Origin of the sequence: Anaplasma marginale str. Florida, assembly GCF_000020305.1 — a bacterium.
Taxonomy (GTDB): Bacteria; Pseudomonadota; Alphaproteobacteria; order Rickettsiales; family Anaplasmataceae; genus Anaplasma; species Anaplasma marginale.
In genome coordinates, this window is sequence record NC_012026.1 from 142,345 (window position 1) to 166,534 (window position 24,190).

Here is a 24,190-nt window from a genome sequence, read left to right on the forward strand (position 1 = left end):
AAAAACGTCCAAGGAAGAAAAGTCCCAGTGTGGGTGAGTTTTGTGCCAACCTAAGGCTGCTATAGCGAGCTAGCGCGGTACTGATTGCGGGCGGTGGGACCAAAGTTGTTGTTGACTGTGGGGGTTATTATGGTACGCTGAGGTCGTTTGTGATTTTGCGTTTTGCGCTGTGGGAGCACCTGGGTCGGCATATAAAATTGTAGACCACGAGTATGATGTTGTGGTTGTTGGCGCGGGGGGTGCCGGGCTACGTGCGGTTGTCGGCATGGCCGCTGCGGGCCTATCCGTGGCGTGTGTGTCTAAGGTTTTTCCCACCCGTAGCCATACCGTGGCTGCCCAGGGTGGCATCAGTGCGGCGCTTGGTAATATTTCTGAGGATGACTGGCGGTGGCATATGTTCGACACCGTTAAGGGGTCTGACTGGCTTGGTGATCAAGATGCCATCGAGTATATGTGCAAGCATGCTATGGAAGCGGTTGTTGAGCTTGAGCATTATGGGGTTCCCTTCTCGAGAACTGAAGATGGCAAAATATACCAGCGTCCGTTTGGGGGTATGACTACAGAATATGGCAAAGGCAAGATGGCCGTGCGTACCTGTGCTGCCTCGGACAAAACTGGGCATGCCATATTGCACACTTTGTATCAGCAGGCCCTAAAATATAAGGTAGAGTTTTTTGTTGAGTATTTTGCGATAGATCTGATCATGAGCGCTAACAATAGCGCTTGTCATGGCGTTGTTGCGTGGTCATTGTGTGACGGCACTCTACACAGGTTCCGCGCGCACGCGGTGGTTTTGGCAACCGGTGGGTATGGCAGGGTATACTTTTCGGCGACCAGTGCCCATACCTGCACTGGTGATGGTGGCGGTATGGCTGCCAGGGCTGGGCTGCCCATGGAAGACATGGAATTCGTGCAGTTTCACCCCACTGGTATATACGGTTCTGGCTGCTTGATGACCGAGGGTTGCCGCGGTGAGGGTGGATACCTGCTGAACTCCGAAGGGGAGAGGTTTATGGAGCGCTATGCGCCCAAGGCGCGGGACCTTGCCTCTCGTGACGTTGTTAGCAGGGCCATAACAATGGAGATACGCGAGGGTAGGGGTGTTGGGCCGAAGAAAGACCACGTGTTTCTGTCTATAGCCCATCTTGACCCTGGGGTGATAAAAGAAAGGCTGCCAGGCATCAGTGAAACTGCCAAGACGTTTGCTGGTGTTGACGTTACTAAAGATCCTATACCAGTCCTGCCTACGGTACACTATAACATGGGTGGGGTGCCGACAAACTATTATGGGGAGGTTATTCTATCGGAAAAGGGAAAGATAGTGGCAGGGCTTTTTGCAATCGGCGAGGCGGCATGTGTTTCTGTGCATGGTGCTAACCGCTTGGGCTCTAATTCCCTACTGGACTTGGTGGTTTTTGGCAGAGCGGCTGCGCTTAGGGCCAAGGAGATCATCAAGCCTGGCGCTCCCCACGCGCCGATAGAAGAATCGTTCGTAGATGCAATTGTTGATAGATTTGATAAACTGCGCTTTTCACGCGGTGGCCCCCGGGTTGCCGAGGTGCGTGATAGCATGCAGCGTGTGATGCAAGACCATGCGGCGGTTTTCCGTACCGCAGACATTCTTAATGAAGGGAAACAGAAAATCCGCGAGGTTGCCTCTATGGCGAAAGATATGTCTGTTTCGGATAGGAGCATGATTTGGAACAGTGACCTTGTGGAAGCTCTTGAGCTAACCAATATGCTGCCTCAGGCTGTGATTACCATGGACTGTGCTGCGAATCGCACTGAGAGCAGAGGCGCTCACGCCCGTGAGGATTTTCCGGAGCGTGATGATGAAAACTGGATGAAGCACACCATGGCTTGGTACGATAGCAAGACCCACGGTGTGAAGATAGCCTACAAGAGTGTTGCTACCAGCACGCTTACAAATGAGGTGGAGTGGTTTCCTCCTCAGAAGAGGGTATACTAGATAGTGGTTAATGGGGTGTAGCCAATGGTGCAGATATCTCTGCCGCGGAACTCTAAAATCAATCCTAAGGGTAAAGTGCACAACATGGCGGAGGGCGCGCAGCGTGTCGGGTGCTTCAAGATATACCGGTGGTCTCCAGATGACGATGAAGGCCCTAGGATTGACACATTCTACATCGATTTAGATAAATGCGGGCAGATGGTCCTTGATGCGCTAATAAAAATTAAGAACGAGGTGGATTCCACACTTACGTTCAGGAGGTCCTGCAGAGAGGGCATATGCGGATCCTGCGCGATGAATATTGACGGTTCTAACACTCTCGCATGTACAAAATACATCTCTGACATCAAAGGGGATGTGAAAATCTACCCATTGCCCCACATGAACGTAATTAAAGACCTAGTGCCAGATCTTAGCGACTTCTATGCGCAGTACAAGTCTGTCAGTCCGTGGCTCAAGGCTCAGGATCCTGTTTCCGGCACTAGTGAGCGTCTTCAAAGTGTTGAAGACAGGAGCAAGCTGGATGGAATTTATGACTGCATTCTGTGCGCTAGCTGCAGCACAAGCTGTCCGAGCTATTGGTGGAATTCCGACAAATACCTGGGGCCTGCGGTTCTGCTGCAAGTGTATCGGTGGTTGGCGGATAGCAGGGATGAGGCAACTGATGAACGGTTGGAGCTCCTTGATGATGCGTTTAAACTGTATAGGTGCCACACTATTATGAACTGTACAAAAACCTGTCCTAAAGACTTAAATCCTGCAAAGGCGATCTCTAAAATTAAGCAGCTGATGCTCAAGAGGTTGGAGTTATAGGTGGAAGAAGGAACGGGTGAGTACACAAAGCGTGTGGTCGTGCATGCACTTGAGGATATCCTGCATCAGGAGCTCAGGGTTTTAGATAAAGGGTTTGTAAGGGTTGTTGATTATATGGGCTCTGATGAGTCCGTGGTTCAGGCTGCGCGCGTATCTTACGGTAGGGGCACGAAGCGCACTAGCCAAGATGCCGCGTTAATTGGGTACCTCATGCGGCATGCACACACTTCCCCCTTCGAAATGTGTGAGATTAAGCTTCACGTAAAGTTGCCAATTTTTGTCGCCAGGCAGTGGGTAAGGCACCGTACTGCAAGTATAAATGAGTATTCTGCTAGGTACTCTGTATTGGATCGCGAGTTTTACATTCCGGATGAGAAGCAGATTGCGGAGCAGTCAACAAACAACGCACAGGGCAGGGGAACGCCGTTGCCTGCTGATGCCGCGAAGAGGATTATGGAGCTTTTTAGGCGCAATTCTGAGCTCATGTATGAAGATTACGAAGCCCTGCTGGAGCAGGGCTTAGCGCGGGAGCTTGCCAGAATGAACCTGACGATTAATTGCTATACCCAGTGGTATTGGAAAGTTAATCTGCACAATTTGCTGAGGTTTTTGGCGCTTAGATCTGGTGCGGGTGCCCAATATGAGATTAGAGAATATGCGAGCAGGATTCTGGAAATAGTGAGGTTATGGGTTCCCATGGTGCACGCCGCATTTGTGGAATACCACTTGGAATCCAGTACAATATCAAGAAGCGCGCTTGTGGTTGTGAGAAAGATGCTACAAGGGGAAAAGGTGAGTATGGAGGAGAGCGGACTAGGGCGCAGGGAGTGGGGCGAGCTCATGTCAGTACTGTACCCCGATGGCGAACCTGAGTAATGCGCATACTATTTGTGGTCTGTCACGCGGAAGTTCTTTTTGTAGGGGCCCTCTTGGGCTATTGAGGTCAGTCTTGTTGTTAATGTTGTGGCGAAGCGTGATGTGCTGTTCCTTAACTAGACATGTGGAGTACGTATGCTGCTGAGCTCGTTGGCATTCATACTTGCCGTGCTGTCTGTAGTACTCGTTGATATCACTAACGCTATGTATGCCAACTACCTAACGCAGGTGGGGGCTTTTTTTGGTGCGGAACAGACTGTTACTCAGTTTACAGTCAGCTGTGAGATGCTTGGCTATTCGACATCGGGGCTGATTTACGGTCCTATGTCTGACCGGCATGGACGTAGGCCTGTCATGCTCTTCGGAATGGCCGTCTTCCTTATTACCGGGCTGTGGTGCTATTTTGCAAATAGCATAACTGTTCTCATTATTGCCAGATTTTTTCACGGGGTAGGTGCGGGAGTTTCTGCAGTAGTGGGCTATGCAATTATATGTGACACCTATTCTAGTGAGGAGTGCTCTAAGAGGATATCCTTGATGTACATGTGTGCTGTTACCGGCTCCGCGTTCATTGCACCCGGCATGTCCTCATACATGATAGAACATGGATATGGTTGGAGAACAGTTTTTGTAGTGTCAATAGTCCTGAGCGCAGCACTCCTTTCCTGGTTGGTGTGCAAGCTTCCAGAGACAATATCGGAGAGACGTGCGGGGTGTAATCCGATTACAATAGTTTCCGGGTACGTCGCCCTGCTGAGGAACCGCAGGTTTCTTGCCTATTGTTTCATCAAGGTTCTCACGATGACGTATACATTGGCCTCAGTGGGAACTCTGCCATTTGTATTTATTGAGGGCATGGGGCTCCAGGCAAAGTATTATGGCTATGTTGCAGCTATTGGCGGAGTGTCATTCATTGCCGGGACTATGGCCAACGTAAAGCTGGTGGGCAGGTTTGGTATGAGAAGAATGATAGCTGTAGGTTTGGTGCTGACTGTGGCATCAGATGTGGCGGCGATTATGGCCGATTACTACTTCGCTCTTACACCTGTGCTTGTGGAGGCAATCTGGATTCCCTCCTCATTCTGCATTTCACTTATCGCCAGTAACGGCGCTGTTTTGGCCTTTCGTGAGGTCAGCAACAAAGGCGCAGCCTCTGCCTTCATTATTTTTTGTCAGACAGTTTTTGGAGTTGTAGGCATGTACGTTGTCGGCAAGTTTTACAATGGCACCATAGTCCCAATTTGTTTGCTGACTTTCACATGCTGCGGAATATCTTCAGTGATCCTGTGCGTATGTACGCCGAGGAGCGAAGCTTAGAGCTAATGGTGCGGCTGGTCAGCAGTAAATCCCTACCCTACCGGCTGGCAGGCCCCGCGCACTGTAGGATTGCAGCCACTCAGTTTAAGCTCTTAAGCTCAGCGTTGTCTCCGCGCCGTTGCATACCCTTTTTCCACGAGCCTATATGTACTTGCTGCTGAGCAGGTATTCAAAGCCTTTTTGTGTGAGCACCCTGCCGCGTGGTGTGCGCTGGATGAAGCAGGTTTTTATTAGATATGGCTCTATAGTCTCTTCGATGTTGCCTACGTCTTCTGAAAGCGCTGAGGCTATAGTGTCGATGCCCACCGGACCTTTTGCCTCAAAAACGAACTTTAGATATTTCAAGTCCATTTTGTCGAACCCAGCACCGTCTATTCCCAGGCGGAACAGCGCGCTATTTGCGAAGTTGCCATCTATTGTGCCGTGCTTCCTCTCAAACTCTAAAAAGTCTCTCACGCGCCTGAAGAGCCTTAGCGCAATTCTCGGTGTGCCTCTGGATCTGGAGGCAATCTCCCGCGCCCCGCTATCGTCTATACTAGTGCAAATCACGCCGGCGGCCCGCTTTATCACAAGCACGAGTTCGTCTACAGAGTAAAACTCCAGGTGCAGTGGGATGCCGAACCTGTCCCTCAACGGGTTTGAGATCAATCCAAACCTTGTGGTAGCGCCGATCAATGTGAAAGCGGGGATGTCGATTTTCAAAGTTCTTGCGCCACATCCCTCTCCTACCACAATGTCGAGGCAATAGTCCTCCATAGCGGAATATAGCACCTCCTCTATGTTCCTGTTCAACCTATGAATTTCGTCTATGAATAACACATCCATGGGTTGAAGATTGGTCAAAATTGCTGCCAAGTCACCTGCTTTGCTCAACAAAGGCCCGGCAGTTGACCTAAAATTCACCTTTAGTTCTTTTGCGATGATATGTGCAAGCGTGGTTTTACCTAAGCCCGGCGGGCCATACAATAAAACGTGGTCCATGGGCTCTCTTCTCTCATACGCAGATTGTATGAAGACCTTGAGATTCTTTATGACCTCAGTCTGCCCCACAAACTCTTCTATTAGGCACGGGCGGAGAGCAACATTGCGATGGTCCTCCGGCAGGGCCTCATATTTGTGTAATGTGTCGTTGCTCACTTAGATAACTCCAAAAGTGCGCGGCGTACCGCATCCTCGGTGGAGTCACACACTCCAACTTTCTGCAGCGCACCCAAGGCTGCCGTCCTTTCGTACCCCAGGCTGAGTAAGGCAGCAACAGCCTCACTGTCTGTTCTAGTGGTTGCAGCGAACCTGTTGAGCTCAAATTTCTGTACCTGCGGGGTCAACTCGGAAATTATTCTACTGATGAGCTTTTCTCCCACGCCACCAACCTTTAAAGCAGCCCTATCTTCGCTTACGATTGCAGAAAACACCTGCTCTGGGGTCAGCACGTCCAATATTGCCATGGCAGTCTTGTAGTTCACGCCGCTGACTTTAATAAGCATCCGCATGCAGTTTTGCTCTTCCCTGTTTGCAAAGCCATAGAGCTGGGAGACGCCGTCTCTGCCCACATAGGTTTCAATATACAGCCGAACATGATCTCCGTGTTGGCAGCCGCTTAGCACCCTGCCCGGCAGCTGCACCAAATACCCCACTCCGCCGACACACAGTATGATGCGATTGCTGCACACAACCTCTTCGACCGTGCCAGACAACGTCCCGATCATAGCGCCTCCTGGCTATAGACACGGGCAAGCCTGGCCCTGCACTTCCGCGCTCTGACCAAGGTGCTGATGCGAAGCAGCGTAAACACGCCAAATAGAGATGCGAGAGCGGTGAACATTGCAAATAGCGGTACCAGCATTGAGGAATCAATAGCCACGCCACCCTTCCTCAGCACACTTGCCGGTTGGTGCAGAGTTGACCATATGTCCACCGAGAACTTCACAATCGGTACGTTTATGGCGCTAAACACCGCAAACAAGGCGGCGGCCCTCGAAGCTCTTGCCTGATCTTCAAATGCATTCCACAAGCACGAATATCCCAAATATAAGAAGAGCAGAAGCAACATTGAGGTGAGCCGAGCATCCCACACCCACCAGGCACCCCACGTGTATTTGCCCCACACACTGCCAGTGACCAAACACACCATGGTAAAACACCCGCCCACAGGTGCCATCGCCCTGGACAGCAAAAAACCCGCGTTTTTTTTAATTAGTGCTACAAAGCTCAACACGGCGACTGCCGCATACGTCCCCAACGAAATCCACGCAGAGGGTACGTGCAAATACATTATGCGCACGACCTCACCCTGCCTATAATCTGGCGGTGAGGCATAAAGCGCGCAATACAGGCCCACCGCCATCGAGACGGCGCATATGCACACCAGACAGGGCAACGCCGCCCACGAGTAACGAACAAGACCCTTCACGCTACCGCACCAGAAGCTACCTACCCCATCCCCGGAAGATAGCATAGTTACTTATGAGCGACAACAGTAAGTTTACCCATGGCCAGCTGCTCCTTACCGTGGCTACGATGCTGATACACACCCACATTAGGCTCAATGAGTAAGTGCGCAGAAAAGGCAGGTGTGCAGCGGATAGCCGTGGCGGCAGTCGCTTCTATAACGTGAGCGCGCAGCTTTCGCAATAGTAGCCTTGTTGTGGGCTGAGCACACTATGCACCGGGGTTTATTTCGGTTGAAAGTTGGGCACGTTGATGATATAAGCGGCCTCTGGCACGGGAATTGCAGGGGTGTTGTGGGCCTAAAGCTGACAAGTGAAGGTATAATGCTGGTGCTCTCCTCACCCTCTGGGTGCGGCAAGACCACCGTGTCTGACCTTATCATCAAAAACAGTGATAACAACATAATACGCTCGGTTTCCGCAACCACGAGGGCTCCTAGGGAGGGTGAGGTTAACGGTAGGGACTACTTTTTCCTCAGCGAAGCGGAGTTTTTGCTGATGTGCGAATCTGGTGAGATGATGGAGCACGCGAAAGTTTTCGGGAATTACTACGGCATACCGCGGAAGTTTGTGGCAGAAAACATCAGTAGCGGGAAAAACATACTGTTTGTGATCGATTGGCAGGGGGCCTACAGGCTAATGGAAACGATGAAAGAATCAGTAGTGAGTGTTTTCATGATGCCTCCTTCCATGGATGAGTTAGAGCGTCGCATGAGCGACCGAGGCGGTATTGATGGTGTTGCGAGGGAGAGGCTTAAAGGCGCCCCATTCGAGATCAGTCACTGCTACCGCTACGATTACATAATAGTCAACGAAGATGCTGAGGAAACCGCGCGCAAGATAGGCTGTATTATTGGTGCAGAGAGCAAGAGGGTGTCTAGGCAGATGGGGTTGAGGGAGCTTATAGACAAAAACTTCCCGTTGTGATACGGGCTGTTGCGGCTTGAGAAATTTACTCGGTTCTCGCTATGCGGGTTCGTGTTCCACAAATAAGCATTGCGGCTTCCGGGGTGTCGTGCTACAAGTCTAAGACAATCAGAAGTTGAGCAAGTATGGCAGTTGTGGTTGCCCGTGTGGTTCGGGCGTGCTGTGGTGTGTTTCCAGCCAGTGGCAAGTCGGCGGTATGGCCGGTCGTTTTCGCGATATTCGCTGCTGTCTTCCCGATGTGCGGTGCCGCGCACGTGCAAGATGCCGGCCATGGTGGCAAATTTGGCTCCCGGGCCGTGATGGACGCTATCTGGACGGATGCGCAGCTCCGTGGTACGGAAGAGGAAAGCAAGGTTTCTAGTTACCACCAGCCAGATTTGGCGCTGCCGGACGGTGGATGCACGCCGCTTCGGGCCCAGGGGGAAGGCAATGGCGTATGGGGGAATATTAGGTCTGTCTCGCTGCGCCCAGATGTGGGGAAGGTTGTGGCTCTAACGTTCGATTTTTGCGAACTTTCTACCAAAACTGCGGGCTATGACGGCGGGGTAATCGATTTTCTCAGGCAACGCGGCATTCCCGCTACGCTATTTCTCGGTGGAAAATGGATGAAGACGCACCCAGAAAGGGCGATGCAGCTCATTGCGGACCCACTGTTTGAAATAGGTAATCATGCGTGGACTCACGGAAATTTTGCGCTATTGCCCGTAAGGGATGCAACCGAGCAGGTCATGTGCACTGAAAGGCAGTATGAGATACTCAGAAGCGCTGTCGGTGCGCGATTGCATGATGGCGTATCGCATGAGGAGTTTGAAAAAATTCCCAATGGTCTTAGCTTGTTCAGGCTACCTTACGGTAGGGTGGCAGACGCGAATCTTGACCTTTTGCGTAAAAGTGGGGTTAGGATTGTGCAATGGGACGTTGTAGTGCCCGAGTGGGAGCGGATCTCCGACAAATTTGTGTCAGAAATGGGCATACGCAGGGGGTCGATTTTGCTAATGCACGCAACTTCGGTTCCCCCGCACACGCTTGAGAATCTAAAGGTGATTGTGGGTTTTTTGCAAAAAGAGGGGTACAGTTTCGCTACGGTTACTGAGCTGCTTGACATGGGAACCCCAAATGTTCATACTGAGGGCTACTTCAGGCATCCTGGGGATAATGTCTTCCTGGACAACAGGTATCTGAACTATGGCACCGCGCATACGCCTCCCAATGGGCACAAACCCGCGGGCAGTGGGTAGTCCGTCCTGTGGGCGGCCGCTGTTGTGGTGGGGCAATCTGCCGTAGTGTGCTTGTCCGGGTACATTGATAGGTAGTGGGGTGTGCCCTCGGTGCAGTTTTTTGAATTCCCTGGCCCTCATGCCTGTTTTTACGGTCTTTTGGGGGTTTAGTGCGTGAAATAATAGACGGTAAACTGGTTGCACGGGGTTTGCTAGACAGGTTGCGTGTATCTGTTGATCGACTTAAGGCAGAACATGGAATAGTACCACACTTGGTGGTGGTCATTGTTGGGGATGATCCGGCGAGTAAGCTGTACGTAGGCAATAAGCAGCGCAAGGCAGAGGAGCTCGGCCTGCAGTCCCGGACTATTGCCCTTGAGCATGATACCTCCCAGGAGGAGCTGTTGCGCATCATTGATGAGCTAAACAGAGACGCGGCAGTGCACGGTATTTTGGTGCAGCTGCCCCTACCAAGGCATATAGATAAAGAGCTGGTGATTAACGCCATCAGCCCCGAGAAAGACGTTGATGGGTTTCACAATGCCAACGCTGGCAAGCTAGCCACTGGTCAGCTGGATTGCATGATTCCATGTACTCCGCAGGGGTGCATCCATCTGATAAAAACTGTAAAACAAGATCTGGCCGGTAGCAACGCGGTGGTTGTAGGCCGCTCTAACATAGTGGGAAAGCCAGTTGCATTGCTGCTCCTCTACGAAAATTGTACGGTGACTGTGCTACACTCTGCCAGCCGTAATCTTGAAGAGCATTGTTTGCGGGCAGATATAATTGTGGCAGCGGTGGGCAAGGCCCGCTTCATTAGGGCTTCCTGGATCAAGCCTGGGGCAATAGTTGTCGATGTTGGCATAAACCTTGTAGAAGAGAGCGGCAAGAAGCGCTTTGTTGGGGATGTTGAGTTCGAAGGTTTGCAGGATGTTCCATGTTCAGTCACTCCGGTTCCCGGGGGCGTGGGGCCGATGACCATAGCGTTCCTTCTGGTGAACACGGTTTTAGGGTCGTGCAAGCAATGTGGCGTTTCTTATGAAGATATAAAAAGTTCTCTGTTGCAGTAGTTGTCGTTATGGTTTAGCATTCTGCGGGGGCGGTTAGCTCAGTTGGTAGAGCGCCTCGTTTACACCGAGGAAGTCAGCAGTTCGAGTCTGTTACTGCCCACCATGTTCTAGCTGCTTATCGCTCATGTGGTGAATTTTCCATCATTTGTTGTTCTGCTCTAGGCGGCGCACTTTTCTGGCTGTAACCCCGGCTGATAGGGCCTTTGGTGTACTTTGGCGTGTAGCAAAAGTTGTATTTAACCCATTTCCAGCAGCTTTGAAGTTCATATTAAGTTAAGAAAATCACCGTTACACTTTTTACGAGCTCGGGCCCCGTTCTGCGCACGCGTCTGTGGACCTTGCTGCGGGGCGGGTGCTCTGTGAGGCGAAAATCGCCGGACAGCCGAAAATTTGGTGAAATAAAGCAATGCCGGGTGGCATGTTAAGAGCGCCTAACCGGTTATCAAGACATTGTTAAGTAGGTAGGTGCGATGACAGAAGACGACAAGCAACAACAACAGAATCAAAGCGATGTAGTACAAGCCATCTCGGCCGTATTCCAGCGCAAGAGTGCAGAGCTGCAGCGGCTGAATGACTTCATAAAAGGCGCTGATGGTACACTCAAGAACGTCCATCCCCACATGAAGTCACTGGAAGCGCTTTCTAAGCAACTATCAGAAAAGATTGCAGCTGAGGCAGCAGCGAAGGCAGATGCTAAATACGAGAGCGTGGGACTACGTGCTAAAGCAGCTGCAGCATTAGGTAATCTCGGGCGGCTTGTCGCCCGTGGTAAACTCAAGAGCTCAGATGCACCCAAGGACCTTGACCAGAGCATTGACGCACTACCGTTCATGGATGAAGCACCTGACACTGGTGAGAAGATTGAAGTACCAGCGGGTGAGGAGCAAGAATTTGGCAAGGCAGCAGCTTGGGGTCTAGCAGGCTTCAAGCGTACAGTGGATGAAAGCCTGGAGATGTTAGACCGAGGCATGCACATGCTCGCGGAAGGCCAGGCACAGATATCACAGGGGATTGACGCCAAGGATACTGCACTAGTTAGGGAAGGTCTGGAAACATCTAGACTTGGTGCAGGGTTATGTCGCAATGGCTTGGTAGAGGCCTCCTACGGCGTTGGTTATGCCAATGAGACCATGGGCAAGTATGCCGGCAAGGGTCTAGACAAGTGTAAAAACAAACTCGACAATGCATGCCACAAGTGGAGCAAGGCTCTCGAAGAGATTGAAAGCCTGCGCACAGCAATCGACGCGAAGGCAGAACAGCAAGTTGAAGGTGAAGCATGGTCTCCTGAAGGGGTCAGTGCTAACACATTCTACAAAGGACTGCATAAAATTGGCACCGCAATTGCAGTAGCAGCTCAAGCTACCTGGGAAGGCTTGGCTATGACCGGTAAGTTCATGGGTGCTGTAGCTAAACTAGCTGGTGCAGTATCCATGTGCGTTGCAGCATACACCGCAGCTATCGTGGGTATGGCCGCAGCTACACCTGCGACGCTGCTGCTGACAGCTATGGACAATCAATCCGTAAACAATGCCGTAGTTAAAGTCAGTGAGTACCTTCACAGTAACGTAGAACAAGCAACTAAAGACCTCATGGCTTCAGAGTTTGCCATGATGACATTTGGTGGCATCATGACGTGTGCCAAGCTTATGAAGGGCTCCTTCGCAGCAATCAATCAGAAGTTTGAAGAAATCAACGCCACCCTCACACGGGAGGCCACAGACATCGCTCAAGGGGTCAAGGAGACTTACCAGTCTATTGGCGATGCATTTGGCAATGCATTCAAGTCTGTTGGCGATGCATTCAAGTCTATTGGCGATGCATTCAAGTCAGCTAATGATGGCATAGCTAAGTGGACAGCAGCTCTAGCAGGTTATGCGTCAGTTGAACAGCTAGAAGAAGCAAAGGAAGCAGACAGGGTACAGGCTGAGCAGCGAGCTGAAGCACAAGCAATGACCGAGCGTGTGGCAGGGGAGCGTGCAGCAACAGTTGCTGCAGGGACTGAAACCATTAAGACCATCGTCAGCGATATGCGGAATGAGCTTGCTAAAGGGCATGAACAGCTTCAGCTCGTCATCACCGATATGTGTAATGAGCTTGCACAAATAGGTGCATTCTCCCAAGCAGAGCGCGATGCACTTGTGAAGTCCTTCACGCCTAAACCTCCTGCTAGGACAACCAAGGAGCTTATCTCACATATGCATTCGGGCCTAGAATCCGTGATGTTCCGTATGGCACGTAGTCTTGGGATCATGAGCAAAGCTAGTATAGAGGCAAACTCGCAGGACAATAGTGTAGAGGTGGCAGAGATCAGCCCAGAAACGCAGAACATGAGCGACGCTATACCTGTAGAAGAAGCCCAAATTGTCGAAACTGCCTTACTTGCAGCAGTAAATGACACTAGTAAGGACGACCAAGCAATTGTTACTGACCTTATAAACGCTACAATAGAGGTGTGCACAGAGCAGACTAATACACTTGCGGGGCATACTGCCGAGGTCCAAGCAGGGCTGGAAGCTGCGGGTATTAGATTCGACGATGCACAGGGACTACAAGAAGCTACCCCTGAAGCCAAGGGCGTGGAAGGCATTAATCAAGAGGAACTCGAGCAGGCAGCTGAAGGTCTTGCTGCTGCTGTAAATGAGGCTTCTGCAGATGGGAAGATGCAGTCCCTCAATCAGCAGGAGACCCAGATTGCACAGGGAGAACAGCAGCAACAGCAGTCTTCTGGTTGGTCTAGGTAAACCGCTACCCTACCTTTAACTGACACGGTGTAGATATGTCATGTAGAAGGAGCTCTGCCCCAATCAGGACGAAGTCCTTCACAGGGAGCACAGCGCATCGTTGCTACCACAAATCGGGGGGTGCAAACCGCACTTCTTGCAGAACCGCTGCAGTTGCCGTGCATTCAGCAAGAAGGGAGTATTGGTTTGCCGCCCGCCTCGGTGAGTGGGTAGATGCGTTCCTTGCCAGTGTTGATGATGTCAATTGTAGCATTGCGCCATCTGCGCATATTCGGCTTTTCGTTCGACGTTCAGAGGGTTGTTAACGGAAGCGCAAAACACTAATAAACTACGATGCCAAGGGAGCGTTATGCGGGGGTAATGTCTCTCCTTCCTCTTCTTTCACTTGGGTGAAAAGCCGTACCGGCGGGGCTGCAGCTTAGTACCGGAGCCCGAGGGGGTGGGGATTTTCGTCTTCCCCTTTAATTATTATGAGGTTCAGGAATGTCGTCCGGAGGTGTGGTCCCACCGAGTCCATCTGTGAAGGATAAGGGGGCGCTGAGTGCAGATCTTATAGGGCAAGAAACGCCTGCTTCTCCAGCGCAGAGAAGTCAGAGGCAACAGCCAGATTCTTCTGTTATTGCTTCAGACCGGGCAAACCTGAGCCCTGACGTAGCCCATGGCGAAGTTGCAGCTAAGTCTAAGAAGGGGGTAGATAAAGCGGCCCCAATCGGCTCTGGTGCAGACTATAGTGAAGTTGAAGCTGAACTCGAGAAGATTGGTGCTCTCTCTTCCCGGCAGCCTTCCGTCCCCGCACAAGAGCCCGTACAAGAACCTCGTGTTGGCACAGAAGCAGCGTTGCGGAAAGCATCGAAGGATAAGGGGACGCTGAGCGCAGATCTTATAGGGCAAAAAACGCCTGCTTCTCCAGCGCAAAGAAGTCAGAGAAAACAACAGGATTCTTCTGTTATTGCTTCAGACCGGGCAAACTTGAGCCCTGGCGCAGGCCATGGAGAAGTTGCAGCTAAGTCTAAGAAGAGGGTAGATAAAGCAACCCTAATCAGAAACCTAATCAGCTCTGGTGCAGACTATAGTGAAGTTGAAGCTGAACTCGAGAAGATTGGTGCTCTCTCTTCCCGGCAGCCTTCCGTCTCCGTACAGGAGCCCGTACAAGAACCTCGTGTTGGCACAGAAGCAGCGTTGCGGAAAGCATCGGAAGAGGAGGCTAAAATCTTTAGTGACAGCGTTGTGCGCCTCGCAGAAGGGCGCATACGCAACTATTTGGAACGTTACAACGCTGGGGAGGAACGTTTGGGCCTCACCAGTGACGCAATAATGTCATACAAAAGAGAATTGCAGCAGAAGGCCCGAGAGAATGGCAGGGAGTTTACCGAGACGGAGAATACCATGCTCTGGGCATGTGTGAATATGGCTGCACTTAACCCGGATGCCGCTGCGTCTCGTGAGTTTGCGCGACAAGTTAATTTGAGCCACGATAAAAGAGTTGCTAAACTGCAACTGCGTGATCAGACGCGGTGGGATGATCCCGCAACTCGGGACCCGAATAGAGCCGAGTTCTTTTTCCCCACTCCGAAGAGTATAATAGGTCTGCCAGGTGCGGACGAATATCCGCGCACCCTAGCGCGGCTGTTTCCTAACCCCGAAGCGGAAACTCCTTGGGCGCTTGAGAGTGCCGGGAGGAAGCTTGTTGCGCACATAAAAGCGGGGCTTGATGTAGATACATTCGATCCTAGCGCGCCGATAGTTGGGAAGCCTGATGCGCCTGAACAGCCACCGATCCCGACCGGGGGGTGGAGTAAACAAGAGCAAAGAAAGATGGTGGACGGCTTCCTCAAAGATATGGAGAAGGCGATGGACGCAACGCGCGAGGCGGTGCTTCGGAGTAATAAAGAAAGGGCGAAGCAACGCGAACAACGGGATGCGCAGTTCAGAAATAAAATCACTCAGCAAAGCATTGAAGCATCTATACGTTCTCTAGAGCGCCACGGAGTTACAGTTAATGATGAAGCCAGGAAGGCCATTGTGGAGCGAGAGACGGCTATCGCGGGAAGGGTACAGGTACGCGAAAACGTGCGGCGTGCAAAAGTGCGTGAAGAAGTGCGGCGCGCAGACGCGGAATTGCGCAAATTGACGGGGGTTGGCGAAACGGAAAGTGCGTTCGCGAAAATGGGCGAAATGGGGGTGGCGTCATCGCTTACGCCTGACTTCTACGAGCGCGCGAAAGTTAGCAAAGGGGCACGCGCAGCGACGGGGATGGCCGAAACGAAAGAGGTGTCACCGCCTGCGCCTGGCTTCTTTCAACGCATGCAGAAACTAATGCAGCATGTTGTCACAAGAGTAGTATCAAAATTTTTCAATAAACACGCGGAGCAGCCCCTAGCCGATCAAGTCGCAAGTGCCGTAGATAATGTCAAAGCCCAGCTCCGTACTGATGATACCAGCAAGACTGTTGAGGCGGGCGTGAAGCAGGAGAAAGCTGATCTGCTTGCAAAGGATCCACTCGCGAAAGCTGCTGACCCGCTTACAAAAACTGACCGGCGTGCAAAAACTGCTGACCCGCTTGCAAAAACAACTGACCAGCTTGTAAAAACCGATAATACATTTGCGGAGCGTACTGCCGAGGTCCAAGCAGAGCTGGAAGTTGCGGGTGTTAGATTCAGCGGGCAGCAACCAGGCGTTGCCGTAGACATAAGCGACATGTCTGCTACCGCTAATTCCAGACAGCAGCAGAGTGCCAGTGAGCGGGTGGGGCAGAGGCCCACGTTGGAAAGCGCCGTAAGGGAATTTGCAAATGCGGTGGATGCCGCTTCAAAGTTGGAGCAGCGCACGGCACGGCAGCAACCCGCGATACAACAGCCACAAAGCGCGCGTGGTAGATAACAACACAACGCAGCCACTCCTCAAAAACCAGCAAAACTTCAAACTTTGTGCATCCCAGTACGGGGGTTTCCTGCCCCGCGGCCGCCACTCTGCTGTGCTCCCAGCACACCCAAGCTCATGATATACAGTAGTGCACACGTCATGATGCCACCAAATGTCATCATGGCAAACTCTGAAGCCATGAGGTCTTTAGTTGCTTGTTCTACGTTACTGTGAAGGTAATCCGCAGCTGCTTTAGCACGTAGTCCCACGCTCTCGTATTTAGCATCTGCCTTCGCTGCTGCCTCAGCTGCAATCTTTTCTGATAGTTGCTTAGAAAGCGCTTCCAGTGACTTCATGTGGGGATGGACGTTCTTGAGTGTACCATCAGCGCCTTTTATGAAGTCATTCAGCCGCTGCAGCTCTGCACTCTTGCGCTGGAATACGGCCGAGATGGCTTGTACTACATTGCTTTGATTCTGTTGTTGTTGCTTGTCGTCTTCTGCCATCGCACCTGTGCAATCTGGCTCTCCTGCTGATTGAGGGATTGTATTTTCCCATCTACAGAAGCCTCATTTACAGCAGTAGCAAGACCTTCAGCTGCCTGCTCGAGTTCCTTTTGGTCAATGCTGTCCACGCCCTTGGCTTCAGGGGTGGTGTGTGCATCGTCTAATTTAATACCCGCAGCTTCCAGCCCTGCTTGGACCTCGGCAGTACGCCCCGCAAGTGTATTAGTCTGTTGCTGCTGTTCTCCCTGCAAGGACTTCGTCCTGATTGGGGCAGAGCTCCTTCTACATGAGATCATGCACGGCTTTGAGCATCAGACCGAGCGAGTGCTCATCTGTGAGACGATGGGTCCCGCTTTTACTCAGGTGCACGCGCACATCCCCAGATTTTACTTTACCTGCTATTTCTAGAGAAACTTGATAAGGCACGACTGTGTCATCCATACCGTGTATGAGCACCATAGGGTGCTCCACCGCGATCTCACGCTTGTTCATAAGCAGATGGGCTTTGCCGTCATCTATAAGTTTTTTGGTAATCACATAACTGCAGTTATCCGTATTTTTTATGGTCTTGCCTGTGCGCATCATCTCTGCGCGCTGCGACTCGCTCAAATCCAACGATTCCGTAAAATCTGGTGCAGGCGCCATGCCAACAAGCCCCCGTACTCTTCTGCCGTGAGATAGAGCAGTTAGCAGCATGAGCCACCCTCCCATGCTGGAGCCCACTATAACCAAAGGCGCGCTCGTCAGGGATTCAACCACGCTCACGCAGCTAGCGTACCAGTCGCTTATTGTGCATTCTTGAAACTCGCCGCTCGAACTACCATGACCAAAGTAGTCAAAAACTGTGCAGTGCACTCCGTGGGATTTGCAGTACTCGAACAAATGCTGCGCTTTTGTGCCGCGCATATCGGACATAAAACCCCCGAAAAACACAACAGACACGGGGCTTTGAACCGTGGTCTGCATGTATGATATGTAACTAGAATTGCCCAACTCGAGCCGCTTTTCCTCGCCCACAACAGCCCCAACACACGATTGCCTGTGAGCATTGTATGAGAATCGGTAATGCTTCACAATCCGAAAAATACAATCTCCTTTTGAAGAATGTGCCGCCTCCTGTTCGGAAGTTTTGACGTCTGCGAACGTGCCGGGCCTACTATTCGCCTTCCTGCTGCTTAAGCTGCTTCATATACGCAAGCAGATCTGCGATATCTTGGGGTTTTGAAAGGCCCACGAAGGACATACGAGTTCCGCTGGCATAGCTCTGTGGGCTTTTGAGGAATTTAAATAACTCTTCCTCACTCCAGTCGCCCTGCATGCTAGACAACGCCTTAGAGTATGTGAACCCGGGGGTGTTGCACTTTTTTGCACCTATAATGCCCCACAGGTTGGGGCCTACTCTGTTGGGGCCGCCTTTGTCAAAGGTGTGGCACGCGACGCACTTTTTGGATACGCTCTTCCCCCTATCCGGGCTGGCGTTTGACATCAGAGATGCTAAATCTACCTCTTGCTGGGCATCACCCGCTCCCGCGTCCGTAGCGGCAGGCTGCTTACTGCCAACATCTACGCTGTACCCTCTGGGCGGGTCTTCGTCGGGGTTATAGAGCAGATCAACTACGTTGCTCACCAATAATATCACGAAGGACGCCAACAAGATGGCAGTGGCAACTCTATTGAACCTGAAACCCACGCCCAACTTACCGATAAACCCAACTAAAGAAAGCTAGTTCAATCATGCAACGCAGTCAATACATAAAATTCCCAACACAATCAAGCCGATTTGCGTTTTGGCACGAACAACTGCATCGAGACTTAACTTATAGGTGCTGGGAGTTCTTGGTCCGCCATCATCCCGGTGGATGCCAGTTTGAGTCCCTTTGATTTCATGCCCCACTTGAGTGGTGCGTCATCAAGGCTTATGACAACGCCGTTCTGGGCCGGCTCGGCCCATTTACTGCATGAGATCTGCACTGCTTTGAGCATCAGCCGAACGATACCCATGGGAGTCTCGGCCGCAGTCATCCCGGTGGATGCCAGTTTGACCTTTGGTTTCGTTGATTGCTGCACATAGTTGGGAGCTGGTACAGGAATGCCGTTATTTGGGGAACGTGACTGCAAGCCCGATACGATCTAACACCCCGAAAACGATGTTTGGGTATAGAAACAGCGCGATCGTGCACGCGGACGTGGCCATCATGGCTGTGAGCATTGGCACTGGGGCCTCCTTTCTGCCGCTTTTCGCCGAAGGCTTGATGAAGAACGCCCTGTATATTATCGGGACAAAATACAAGGTGTTGAGCAAGGTGCTCGCCACTACTGTGAGCACTACCACAATATGTCCACTGCCCATTGCTTCTGACAGAATTGAGAACTTTCCCCAAAAGGTTGAGGCTGGCGGCACCCCAACCATCGCCAAAGCCCCGATGCAAAACGCTGCGGCTGTAAGAGGCATCGCACGCCCTATACCGTCCATTTCCTTGACGCTAGTCTTGCCCGTGACTGCGTATATTGCACCTGCGGCAAAGAATAATGTAATCTTAGCGAAAGCGTGGCACACCATCTGCAAAACAGCTGCCCTAATTGCCCCGTCGGTATACATAGAGACTGCCAGCGTTATGTAGGAGAGCTGCGAAACTGTGGAGTACGCCAGCAACTTTTTTAGATTGCTCTGTTGCATCGCCATGACCGAGCCTACAATTATAGTTGCGGCGGATAAGTACATCAGGACATTGCAGTTGTATATGGTTCCACCTGCTGAGGCGTAATATTCGCCCATTCCCCGTACGCCAAGTACGTATACTGCAATCTTTATAATTGTAAACACTCCAGACTTAACCACAGCCACTGCGTGCAGTAGCGCGCTTACCGGAGTTGGGGCCACCATAGCCCTGGGCAGCCACACGTGTACTGGTACAATTGCAGCTTTGGCAACTCCATAGCACAGCAGGATGAGCAAAATTGGTAAGAAGGCTGGGTGTGTTTCAGATATGAAACTTGCAGTGCCGAATGATCCCGCACCCCCCAGCCCGCAAATCATTATTACTGCAGGAAGAAAAAACAGCATGGAAGCGCATAGTAATGTTTTTAGGTAGAACTTGCCTCCCTCTATGGAGCTTGCACTCAGCCCGTGTATGATTAAGGGATAAGTGCATGCGGTAAGAATTTCGTATGCAACAAATAGGGTGACTATGTTACCGGAAAAAGCCACGCATAAAGTGCAGCCGACGCTGGCTGCAAAGCAGGAGTAAAAGACCGGGTGGCGTTTTTTGTTTTTTGAGTCCGTTTTGTTCATGTAGCATATTGTATAGACGTTGGTTATAAGCCACAGTAACGAGACCATGAGTGCAAATGCCACGCCAAGGGCTTCCGGTTGAAGAGCAATACACAGTGATGACGTCATTTCATAACGCAGAACCGCGCCACCCTGGCCGCCGGCGCAAAGCACATATATACGGTACAAGATTGGTACCAACGCGCACGAAGATACCAGAGTTAAAACTTCATAAGCACGGCGTACATTGCGAAATGCTAAGATCAGCACCGCCGATGCAAACGGCAACGATACCGCGCCAAGCAGCGAAGCACCTACACTGCACATGCACAGAAGCTTAGTCATCACTCACCCACAGCACGTAGGCCACAATTAATAGCAACAAAACACCCGAAAGTAAAACACTTTACTTTTGTACTCATGGAAGGTAAGTTGCCATGGAGGAGGCCTTGCACCGTTCCATGTTGCCGTCTAGTATGCAAACTTGCAGTGCGGGATGTGCCGTACACAACCGGCGCAGTGCTGCCTTGTGCTGAAGTTTTGCGTATCGGCGCTCATTATAAATGTACAAATGTACGATGATGAGTGCAGCTGGAGATAACACGCACGAGGTGTATTCAGTTGTGTATGTGGTATATCTGTGTGGCGAAAAGTGGGGGAACATTGACGCTTGATTGGCGTCGCTGGCTTGTAATCTACTCTATAAAATTACACTCACGAGCTTTGGGTGACTGCCCCGTTGGACAATGTCAGCTGCTTGCAAGCAATTGCGCACTTAGCGGCTAGAAGCTTCGCCACGGGCACCTTATAGGGAGAGCAAGATACGTAATCGATGCCCAGTTTGGCACACAGCTGCATGGCTTCCAGCGTCCCGCCGTGCTCCCCACACATTCCAGTCTTAATTTTTGCGCCGGATTCTCGCGCAAGCTTCATGGTAATCTCTATCAACTTGCCCACTCCCTGTTCATCAAGGAGCTCAAAGGGGTCAGAACGCAGTATGCCAGCGCTTGTGTAATGTTCGACGAACTTTGAAGAGTCATCCCGAGACATGCCCAGCGTTGTTTGTGTTAGGTCATTCGTGCCGAAGCTGAAAAACTGCACGTGTTTTGCCAACCTGTCGGCAAGTAGTGCAGCCCTGGGGAGCTCAATCATAACCCCGATACTATATGGTGCGTTGTTAAATTGCTCGGCAACGCGCCGCACCAGATCGCCCACCCGGGTTATTTCTCCCTCGTCCATTACAAAAGGTACCATAATTTCTGGCACGACTTCTGCTATCCCTTCCTCGCGCAGCTCCCCTACAGCTTGAAAAATCGCCCGTACCTGCATTTCGTAGATTTCCGGATAGGAAATTGCCAACCTGCAACCTCTGTGACCCAGCATTGGGTTTTTCTCAGACAATGCGGACACCCTGTTGCGTACGTGCTCCAGGGGTTTGCCGATCCTTTTCGCAATGTCTTCCAACACTTCGCGGCTGGTGGGCAAAAATTCATGTAACGGAGGGTCCAGCAACCTTATGGTGATTTGCTTGCCCTGCATACATGCGAACATCTCCTTAAAGTCGTTCTTTTGCATGATCTCTATTTTCGCCAGCGCATTGTCCCGTTCTTGCTTGTCACCTGCTACTATCATTTCCTGTACGGTTGCTATTCTCCCGTCGGAGAAAAACATGTGCTCCGTCCTGCACAATCCAACGCCGTCGGCCCCGAATTGTTTTGCAGTTTTCATATCTTCTGGGGTATCTGCATTTGCCATCACCCCTATGGTTCTGACCTCATCTACCCAACTCATCAGTTCGCTAAAGCTTTCAGGAAGTTGCGGTGTCACGGTTTTGACCGTACCTAACATCACCTCTCCGGTACTGCCGTTTATGGTAATGTTCTCCCCTTGGGCGACCTTTAACCCTTCTCCATTGTAAAAAAACTCTCCGCTCTTATCGATAAAAAGGCCACTAGTTCCGCAAATGCAGGGCTTTCCCATGCCTCGGGCCACAACCGCAGCATGAGACGTCATCCCGCCTCTCAACGTTAGTATTCCTGCAGAACTGCTCATGCCGCCTATGTCTTCCGGGCTGGTTTCTTGCCGTACCAGTATTACGTTTTTTCCCTGCTTTTTTAGTGACTCCGCATCACTTGATGTAAATGCAACGCATCCGGACGCCGCCCCCGGAGATGCAGGCAACCCCCTGCAGACCACGGCGTTGTCAGACCCACCGTCCAATACTGGGTGTAATAACCCGCTCAGTGTGGTATGGTCTATCCTGTTTATGGCCTCCTCTCTTGAAATTAACCCCTCCTTGACCATAGCAACAGCAAGGTGTACTGCAGCCTGCGCGCTGCGCTTGCCTGCTCTTGTCTGCAAAATCCACAGCTTGCCGTCTTGTACGGTGAATTCGACGTCTTGCATGTCTTTGTAGGATTGTTCTAACTTGTGGCACACCTCAACTAGCTCCCCGTAGACGCGCGGCATCACTCGCTCCATGAGGCTTATAGGGGCCGGATCCTTGTTGCCAGATACTACATCCTCCCCCTGCGCGTTTATGAGAAACTCTCCAAAAATCTCCTTAGCGCCTGTGGATGGGTTTCTTGTGAATACCACACCGGTTGCAGAGTTTTGGCTAACGTTGCCAAATACCATGGATTGCACGTTGACTGCAGTACCAATTTCGGATGAAATCCCATACACCTTTCTGTAGGCAACTGCTCTACTGTTCATCCAGGACCTAAAAACCGCTCCGATAGCGTTGTATAGCTGTTCATGTACGTTCTGGGGGAACTCCGCGCCCCCGTGTTTGAGCACTAAGTGCTTAAATTCCGTGACCAGTTCTGACAGCGCTGAAACGTCAGCGATTGGTCCACCCGGCAGCAGAGACAGCTCTCGGCATTTTCTGTCATACCCTTCTTCAAACAGGTGGTTGTCCAGCTGCATTACCGTAGTGGCGTACATCTGTATCAGCCTTCTGTAGCTGTCATACGCGAACCTTTCCGAATAAGCCCGCTTCAACCCTTCCACAATTTCGTCGTTTATCCCCACATTTAGTATAGTGTCCATCATGCCGGGCATGGACCGGACACTACCTGAACGAACGGACACCAACAGTGGACGATCGGGATTGCCAAATTCCAGCGATATTTCGTTGCCCAAATGTTGCAAAGCTTTTTGTAATTGTTGAAACAGGCCTTCAGGGAGCTTTCCATGTTTGTGATAGTGCCCACACACTGATGTTGGGATTGTAAAACCGGGAGGAACGTTGATGCCAATTCTGCACATTTCAGCCAAACCTGCCCCCTTGTTACCAAGCAAGTTTGCCAAATGCGAGCCACCATCGCACTTGCTTTTGCTGAAGTGGTAAATCAACAGTTCACTCATACACTCCTACCAGACTCCGAGAAGATGGGATAAGGACGCGACACCATACGCCCCCATCATAGGATAATAAGGCTTAACATTCGGCAGCGCAACTACACAAGCTCCAATGCTGCGCAGAATGTGTACAATGTTTTCCGCGCGCCACCATCGCACCATCGGGCAGGTGGGGCACGGGCTCTGCCGGCTGCACAGAATTTGCGTGCTACCGTGCGCCGCAAGCGTAACCTGGCCGAGCGTTGGTTTCTTGTTCTTCCCTGTGTGCATGCCGGAGCGCGGCCGCCGAAAGAGCGGAATCCTACTTGGGCTTTCTAGGAGCCTTAGGCCTCTTTACCAGTACCACAGTGTTGTAGAGCGTGTCGTGTAATGTCTGTCGATTTTTAGAGAATAAGGCAATTGCATACCAGTAAGACCAAAACAGCAGCACTGCGGCCTGAAAGAGAAACAGCACGCTCAAGATAGCCGGTCCAGCGTCAACTACATCTAATGATTGTAACAGTAAAAGAGCTACAGTTGGGCACAGAAACTGCGATATCGTTCTGTTAAATATCACGCCCGTTTTCACGACAGTGCCGTCACACGTCGCGGTAAAAATTCCCAAGATTTTTTGCCCTACAGATGCCTTTAGTGGGGATGCATACAGATACGTATGGTAGCAACATGTTACCACCATAAAAACCAGGAACAGCGCGTAGCCGTGATCATGCGTTACAGAATGTATCAGATGTGCAGAGCAAGATACCAGAGCCATGTCGATGATATTAGCCAAGATCCTTCTCGGTATGCTAGCAAGCTCAAGCTTTTTCAT

The 24,190-nt window shown here is 51.3% G+C and carries 19 protein-coding genes and 1 tRNA gene; 10 read left to right on the plus strand and 10 right to left on the minus strand.

Features of this window, described 5'->3' with window-relative positions:
- Positions 1-169: 169 nt before the first annotated feature.
- The 4 genes from sdhA to AMF_RS05710 all read left to right on the plus strand — a co-directional run bounded on the left by sdhA (position 170) and on the right by AMF_RS05710 (position 4,975).
- Positions 170-1,969, plus strand: coding sequence for a succinate dehydrogenase flavoprotein subunit (gene sdhA, locus AMF_RS05695; protein WP_010267096.1), 1,800 nt, complete (start codon positions 170-172; stop codon positions 1,967-1,969).
- Positions 1,970-1,993: 24 nt separating this feature from the next.
- Positions 1,994-2,782: a succinate dehydrogenase iron-sulfur subunit gene (locus AMF_RS05700; protein WP_012658832.1), complete on the plus strand. Its 789-nt coding sequence runs from the start codon at positions 1,994-1,996 to the stop codon at positions 2,780-2,782.
- Complete coding sequence (thyX, locus tag AMF_RS05705) at positions 2,783-3,658, plus strand: FAD-dependent thymidylate synthase (protein WP_010262847.1); 876 nt, start codon at positions 2,783-2,785, stop codon at positions 3,656-3,658.
- Positions 3,659-3,793: 135 nt separating this feature from the next.
- A complete protein-coding gene (locus AMF_RS05710; protein WP_010262851.1) occupies positions 3,794-4,975 on the plus strand; it encodes an MFS transporter in 1,182 nt (393 codons plus the stop codon).
- 141 nt (positions 4,976-5,116) lie between these two features.
- Here the strand turns inward: AMF_RS05710 and ruvB are convergent, their stop codons facing one another.
- From ruvB to ccmC, 3 genes are read right to left on the minus strand one after another with little or no spacing between them, the layout of a single operon-like run.
- Positions 5,117-6,112: a Holliday junction branch migration DNA helicase RuvB gene (gene ruvB, locus AMF_RS05715; protein WP_010262857.1), complete on the minus strand. Its 996-nt coding sequence runs from the start codon at positions 6,110-6,112 to the stop codon at positions 5,117-5,119.
- Positions 6,109-6,681 (minus strand): Holliday junction branch migration protein RuvA, encoded by a 573-nt coding sequence (gene ruvA / locus AMF_RS05720; protein WP_010267102.1) that lies wholly within the window; start codon positions 6,679-6,681, stop codon positions 6,109-6,111. Before ruvA ends, ruvB begins: the two co-directional genes overlap by 4 nt.
- Positions 6,678-7,430 carry a heme ABC transporter permease CcmC gene (gene ccmC, locus AMF_RS05725; protein ID WP_011114153.1) on the minus strand — a complete coding sequence of 251 codons (753 nt, stop codon included), beginning with the start codon at positions 7,428-7,430 and terminating at the stop codon, positions 6,678-6,680. Before ccmC ends, ruvA begins: the two co-directional genes overlap by 4 nt.
- A gap of 316 nt (positions 7,431-7,746) precedes the next feature.
- Here ccmC and gmk point away from each other — a divergent pair, with 316 nt between their 5' ends.
- The 6 genes from gmk (at position 7,747) to AMF_RS05755 (ending at position 16,257) form a co-directional block, all read left to right on the plus strand.
- Entirely contained in the window at positions 7,747-8,349 is a 603-nt protein-coding gene (gene gmk / locus AMF_RS05730; RefSeq protein WP_029209674.1) for a guanylate kinase, read from the plus strand.
- 125 nt (positions 8,350-8,474) lie between these two features.
- Positions 8,475-9,587 (plus strand): polysaccharide deacetylase family protein, encoded by a 1,113-nt coding sequence (locus tag AMF_RS05735; RefSeq protein WP_010269448.1) that lies wholly within the window; start codon positions 8,475-8,477, stop codon positions 9,585-9,587.
- A 149-nt stretch (positions 9,588-9,736) separates the two neighbouring features.
- Entirely contained in the window at positions 9,737-10,636 is a 900-nt protein-coding gene (locus AMF_RS05740; protein WP_010262876.1) for a bifunctional 5,10-methylenetetrahydrofolate dehydrogenase/5,10-methenyltetrahydrofolate cyclohydrolase, read from the plus strand.
- 27 nt (positions 10,637-10,663) lie between these two features.
- Positions 10,664-10,739 (plus strand) — tRNA-Val (locus tag AMF_RS05745).
- Positions 10,740-11,106: 367 nt separating this feature from the next.
- A complete protein-coding gene (gene msp1b, locus AMF_RS05750) occupies positions 11,107-13,377 on the plus strand; it encodes an adhesin MSP1 subunit beta (protein WP_012658833.1) in 2,271 nt (756 codons plus the stop codon).
- Between the two features lie 483 nt (positions 13,378-13,860).
- Positions 13,861-16,257, plus strand: a complete 2,397-nt coding sequence (locus AMF_RS05755) for an AM185 family type 4 secretion system effector protein (RefSeq protein ID WP_012658834.1) — start codon at positions 13,861-13,863, stop codon at positions 16,255-16,257.
- Between the two features lie 38 nt (positions 16,258-16,295).
- Here the strand turns inward: AMF_RS05755 and msp1b (AMF_RS05760) are convergent, their stop codons facing one another.
- The 7 genes from msp1b (AMF_RS05760) to AMF_RS05795 all read right to left on the minus strand — a co-directional run bounded on the left by msp1b (AMF_RS05760) (position 16,296) and on the right by AMF_RS05795 (position 24,190).
- Complete coding sequence (msp1b, locus tag AMF_RS05760) at positions 16,296-16,745, minus strand: adhesin MSP1 subunit beta (protein WP_010267114.1); 450 nt, start codon at positions 16,743-16,745, stop codon at positions 16,296-16,298.
- The gene (locus AMF_RS05765; RefSeq protein ID WP_010267117.1) at positions 16,700-17,041 is read right to left on the minus strand and encodes a DUF1194 domain-containing protein; all 342 of its coding nucleotides are present in this window, start codon (positions 17,039-17,041) and stop codon (positions 16,700-16,702) included. Before AMF_RS05765 ends, msp1b (AMF_RS05760) begins: the two co-directional genes overlap by 46 nt.
- Complete coding sequence (locus tag AMF_RS05770) at positions 17,028-17,819, minus strand: alpha/beta hydrolase (RefSeq protein ID WP_012658835.1); 792 nt, start codon at positions 17,817-17,819, stop codon at positions 17,028-17,030. Before AMF_RS05770 ends, AMF_RS05765 begins: the two co-directional genes overlap by 14 nt.
- 82 nt (positions 17,820-17,901) lie before the next feature.
- Positions 17,902-18,441, minus strand: coding sequence for a c-type cytochrome (locus AMF_RS05775; RefSeq protein ID WP_011114159.1), 540 nt, complete (start codon positions 18,439-18,441; stop codon positions 17,902-17,904).
- Positions 18,442-18,840: 399 nt separating this feature from the next.
- The gene (locus tag AMF_RS05785) at positions 18,841-20,361 is read right to left on the minus strand and encodes a proton-conducting transporter transmembrane domain-containing protein (protein ID WP_023386572.1); all 1,521 of its coding nucleotides are present in this window, start codon (positions 20,359-20,361) and stop codon (positions 18,841-18,843) included.
- Positions 20,362-20,730: 369 nt separating this feature from the next.
- Positions 20,731-23,385 carry a pyruvate, phosphate dikinase gene (ppdK, locus tag AMF_RS05790; RefSeq protein WP_010267129.1) on the minus strand — a complete coding sequence of 885 codons (2,655 nt, stop codon included), beginning with the start codon at positions 23,383-23,385 and terminating at the stop codon, positions 20,731-20,733.
- 295 nt (positions 23,386-23,680) lie between these two features.
- A complete protein-coding gene (locus AMF_RS05795; RefSeq protein WP_010262934.1) occupies positions 23,681-24,190 on the minus strand; it encodes an RDD family protein in 510 nt (169 codons plus the stop codon).

Coding starts and splice junctions, on each gene's coding strand:
- AMF_RS05795 (WP_010262934.1), bottom strand. CDS start 24,190: ATGAAAAAGCTTGAGCTTGCTAGCATACCGAGAAGGATCTTGGCTAAT.
- AMF_RS05755 (WP_012658834.1), top strand. CDS start 13,861: ATGTCGTCCGGAGGTGTGGTCCCACCGAGTCCATCTGTGAAGGATAAG.
- AMF_RS05710 (WP_010262851.1), top strand. CDS start 3,794: ATGCTGCTGAGCTCGTTGGCATTCATACTTGCCGTGCTGTCTGTAGTA.
- AMF_RS05765 (WP_010267117.1), bottom strand. CDS start 17,041: ATGATCTCATGTAGAAGGAGCTCTGCCCCAATCAGGACGAAGTCCTTG.
- msp1b (WP_012658833.1), top strand. CDS start 11,107: ATGACAGAAGACGACAAGCAACAACAACAGAATCAAAGCGATGTAGTA.
- ppdK (WP_010267129.1), bottom strand. CDS start 23,385: ATGAGTGAACTGTTGATTTACCACTTCAGCAAAAGCAAGTGCGATGGT.
- AMF_RS05700 (WP_012658832.1), top strand. CDS start 1,994: ATGGTGCAGATATCTCTGCCGCGGAACTCTAAAATCAATCCTAAGGGT.
- AMF_RS05785 (WP_023386572.1), bottom strand. CDS start 20,361: ATGACTAAGCTTCTGTGCATGTGCAGTGTAGGTGCTTCGCTGCTTGGC.
- msp1b (WP_010267114.1), bottom strand. CDS start 16,745: ATGGCAGAAGACGACAAGCAACAACAACAGAATCAAAGCAATGTAGTA.
- ruvA (WP_010267102.1), bottom strand. CDS start 6,681: ATGATCGGGACGTTGTCTGGCACGGTCGAAGAGGTTGTGTGCAGCAAT.
- AMF_RS05735 (WP_010269448.1), top strand. CDS start 8,475: ATGGCAGTTGTGGTTGCCCGTGTGGTTCGGGCGTGCTGTGGTGTGTTT.
- gmk (WP_029209674.1), top strand. CDS start 7,747: ATGCTGGTGCTCTCCTCACCCTCTGGGTGCGGCAAGACCACCGTGTCT.
- ccmC (WP_011114153.1), bottom strand. CDS start 7,430: ATGCTATCTTCCGGGGATGGGGTAGGTAGCTTCTGGTGCGGTAGCGTG.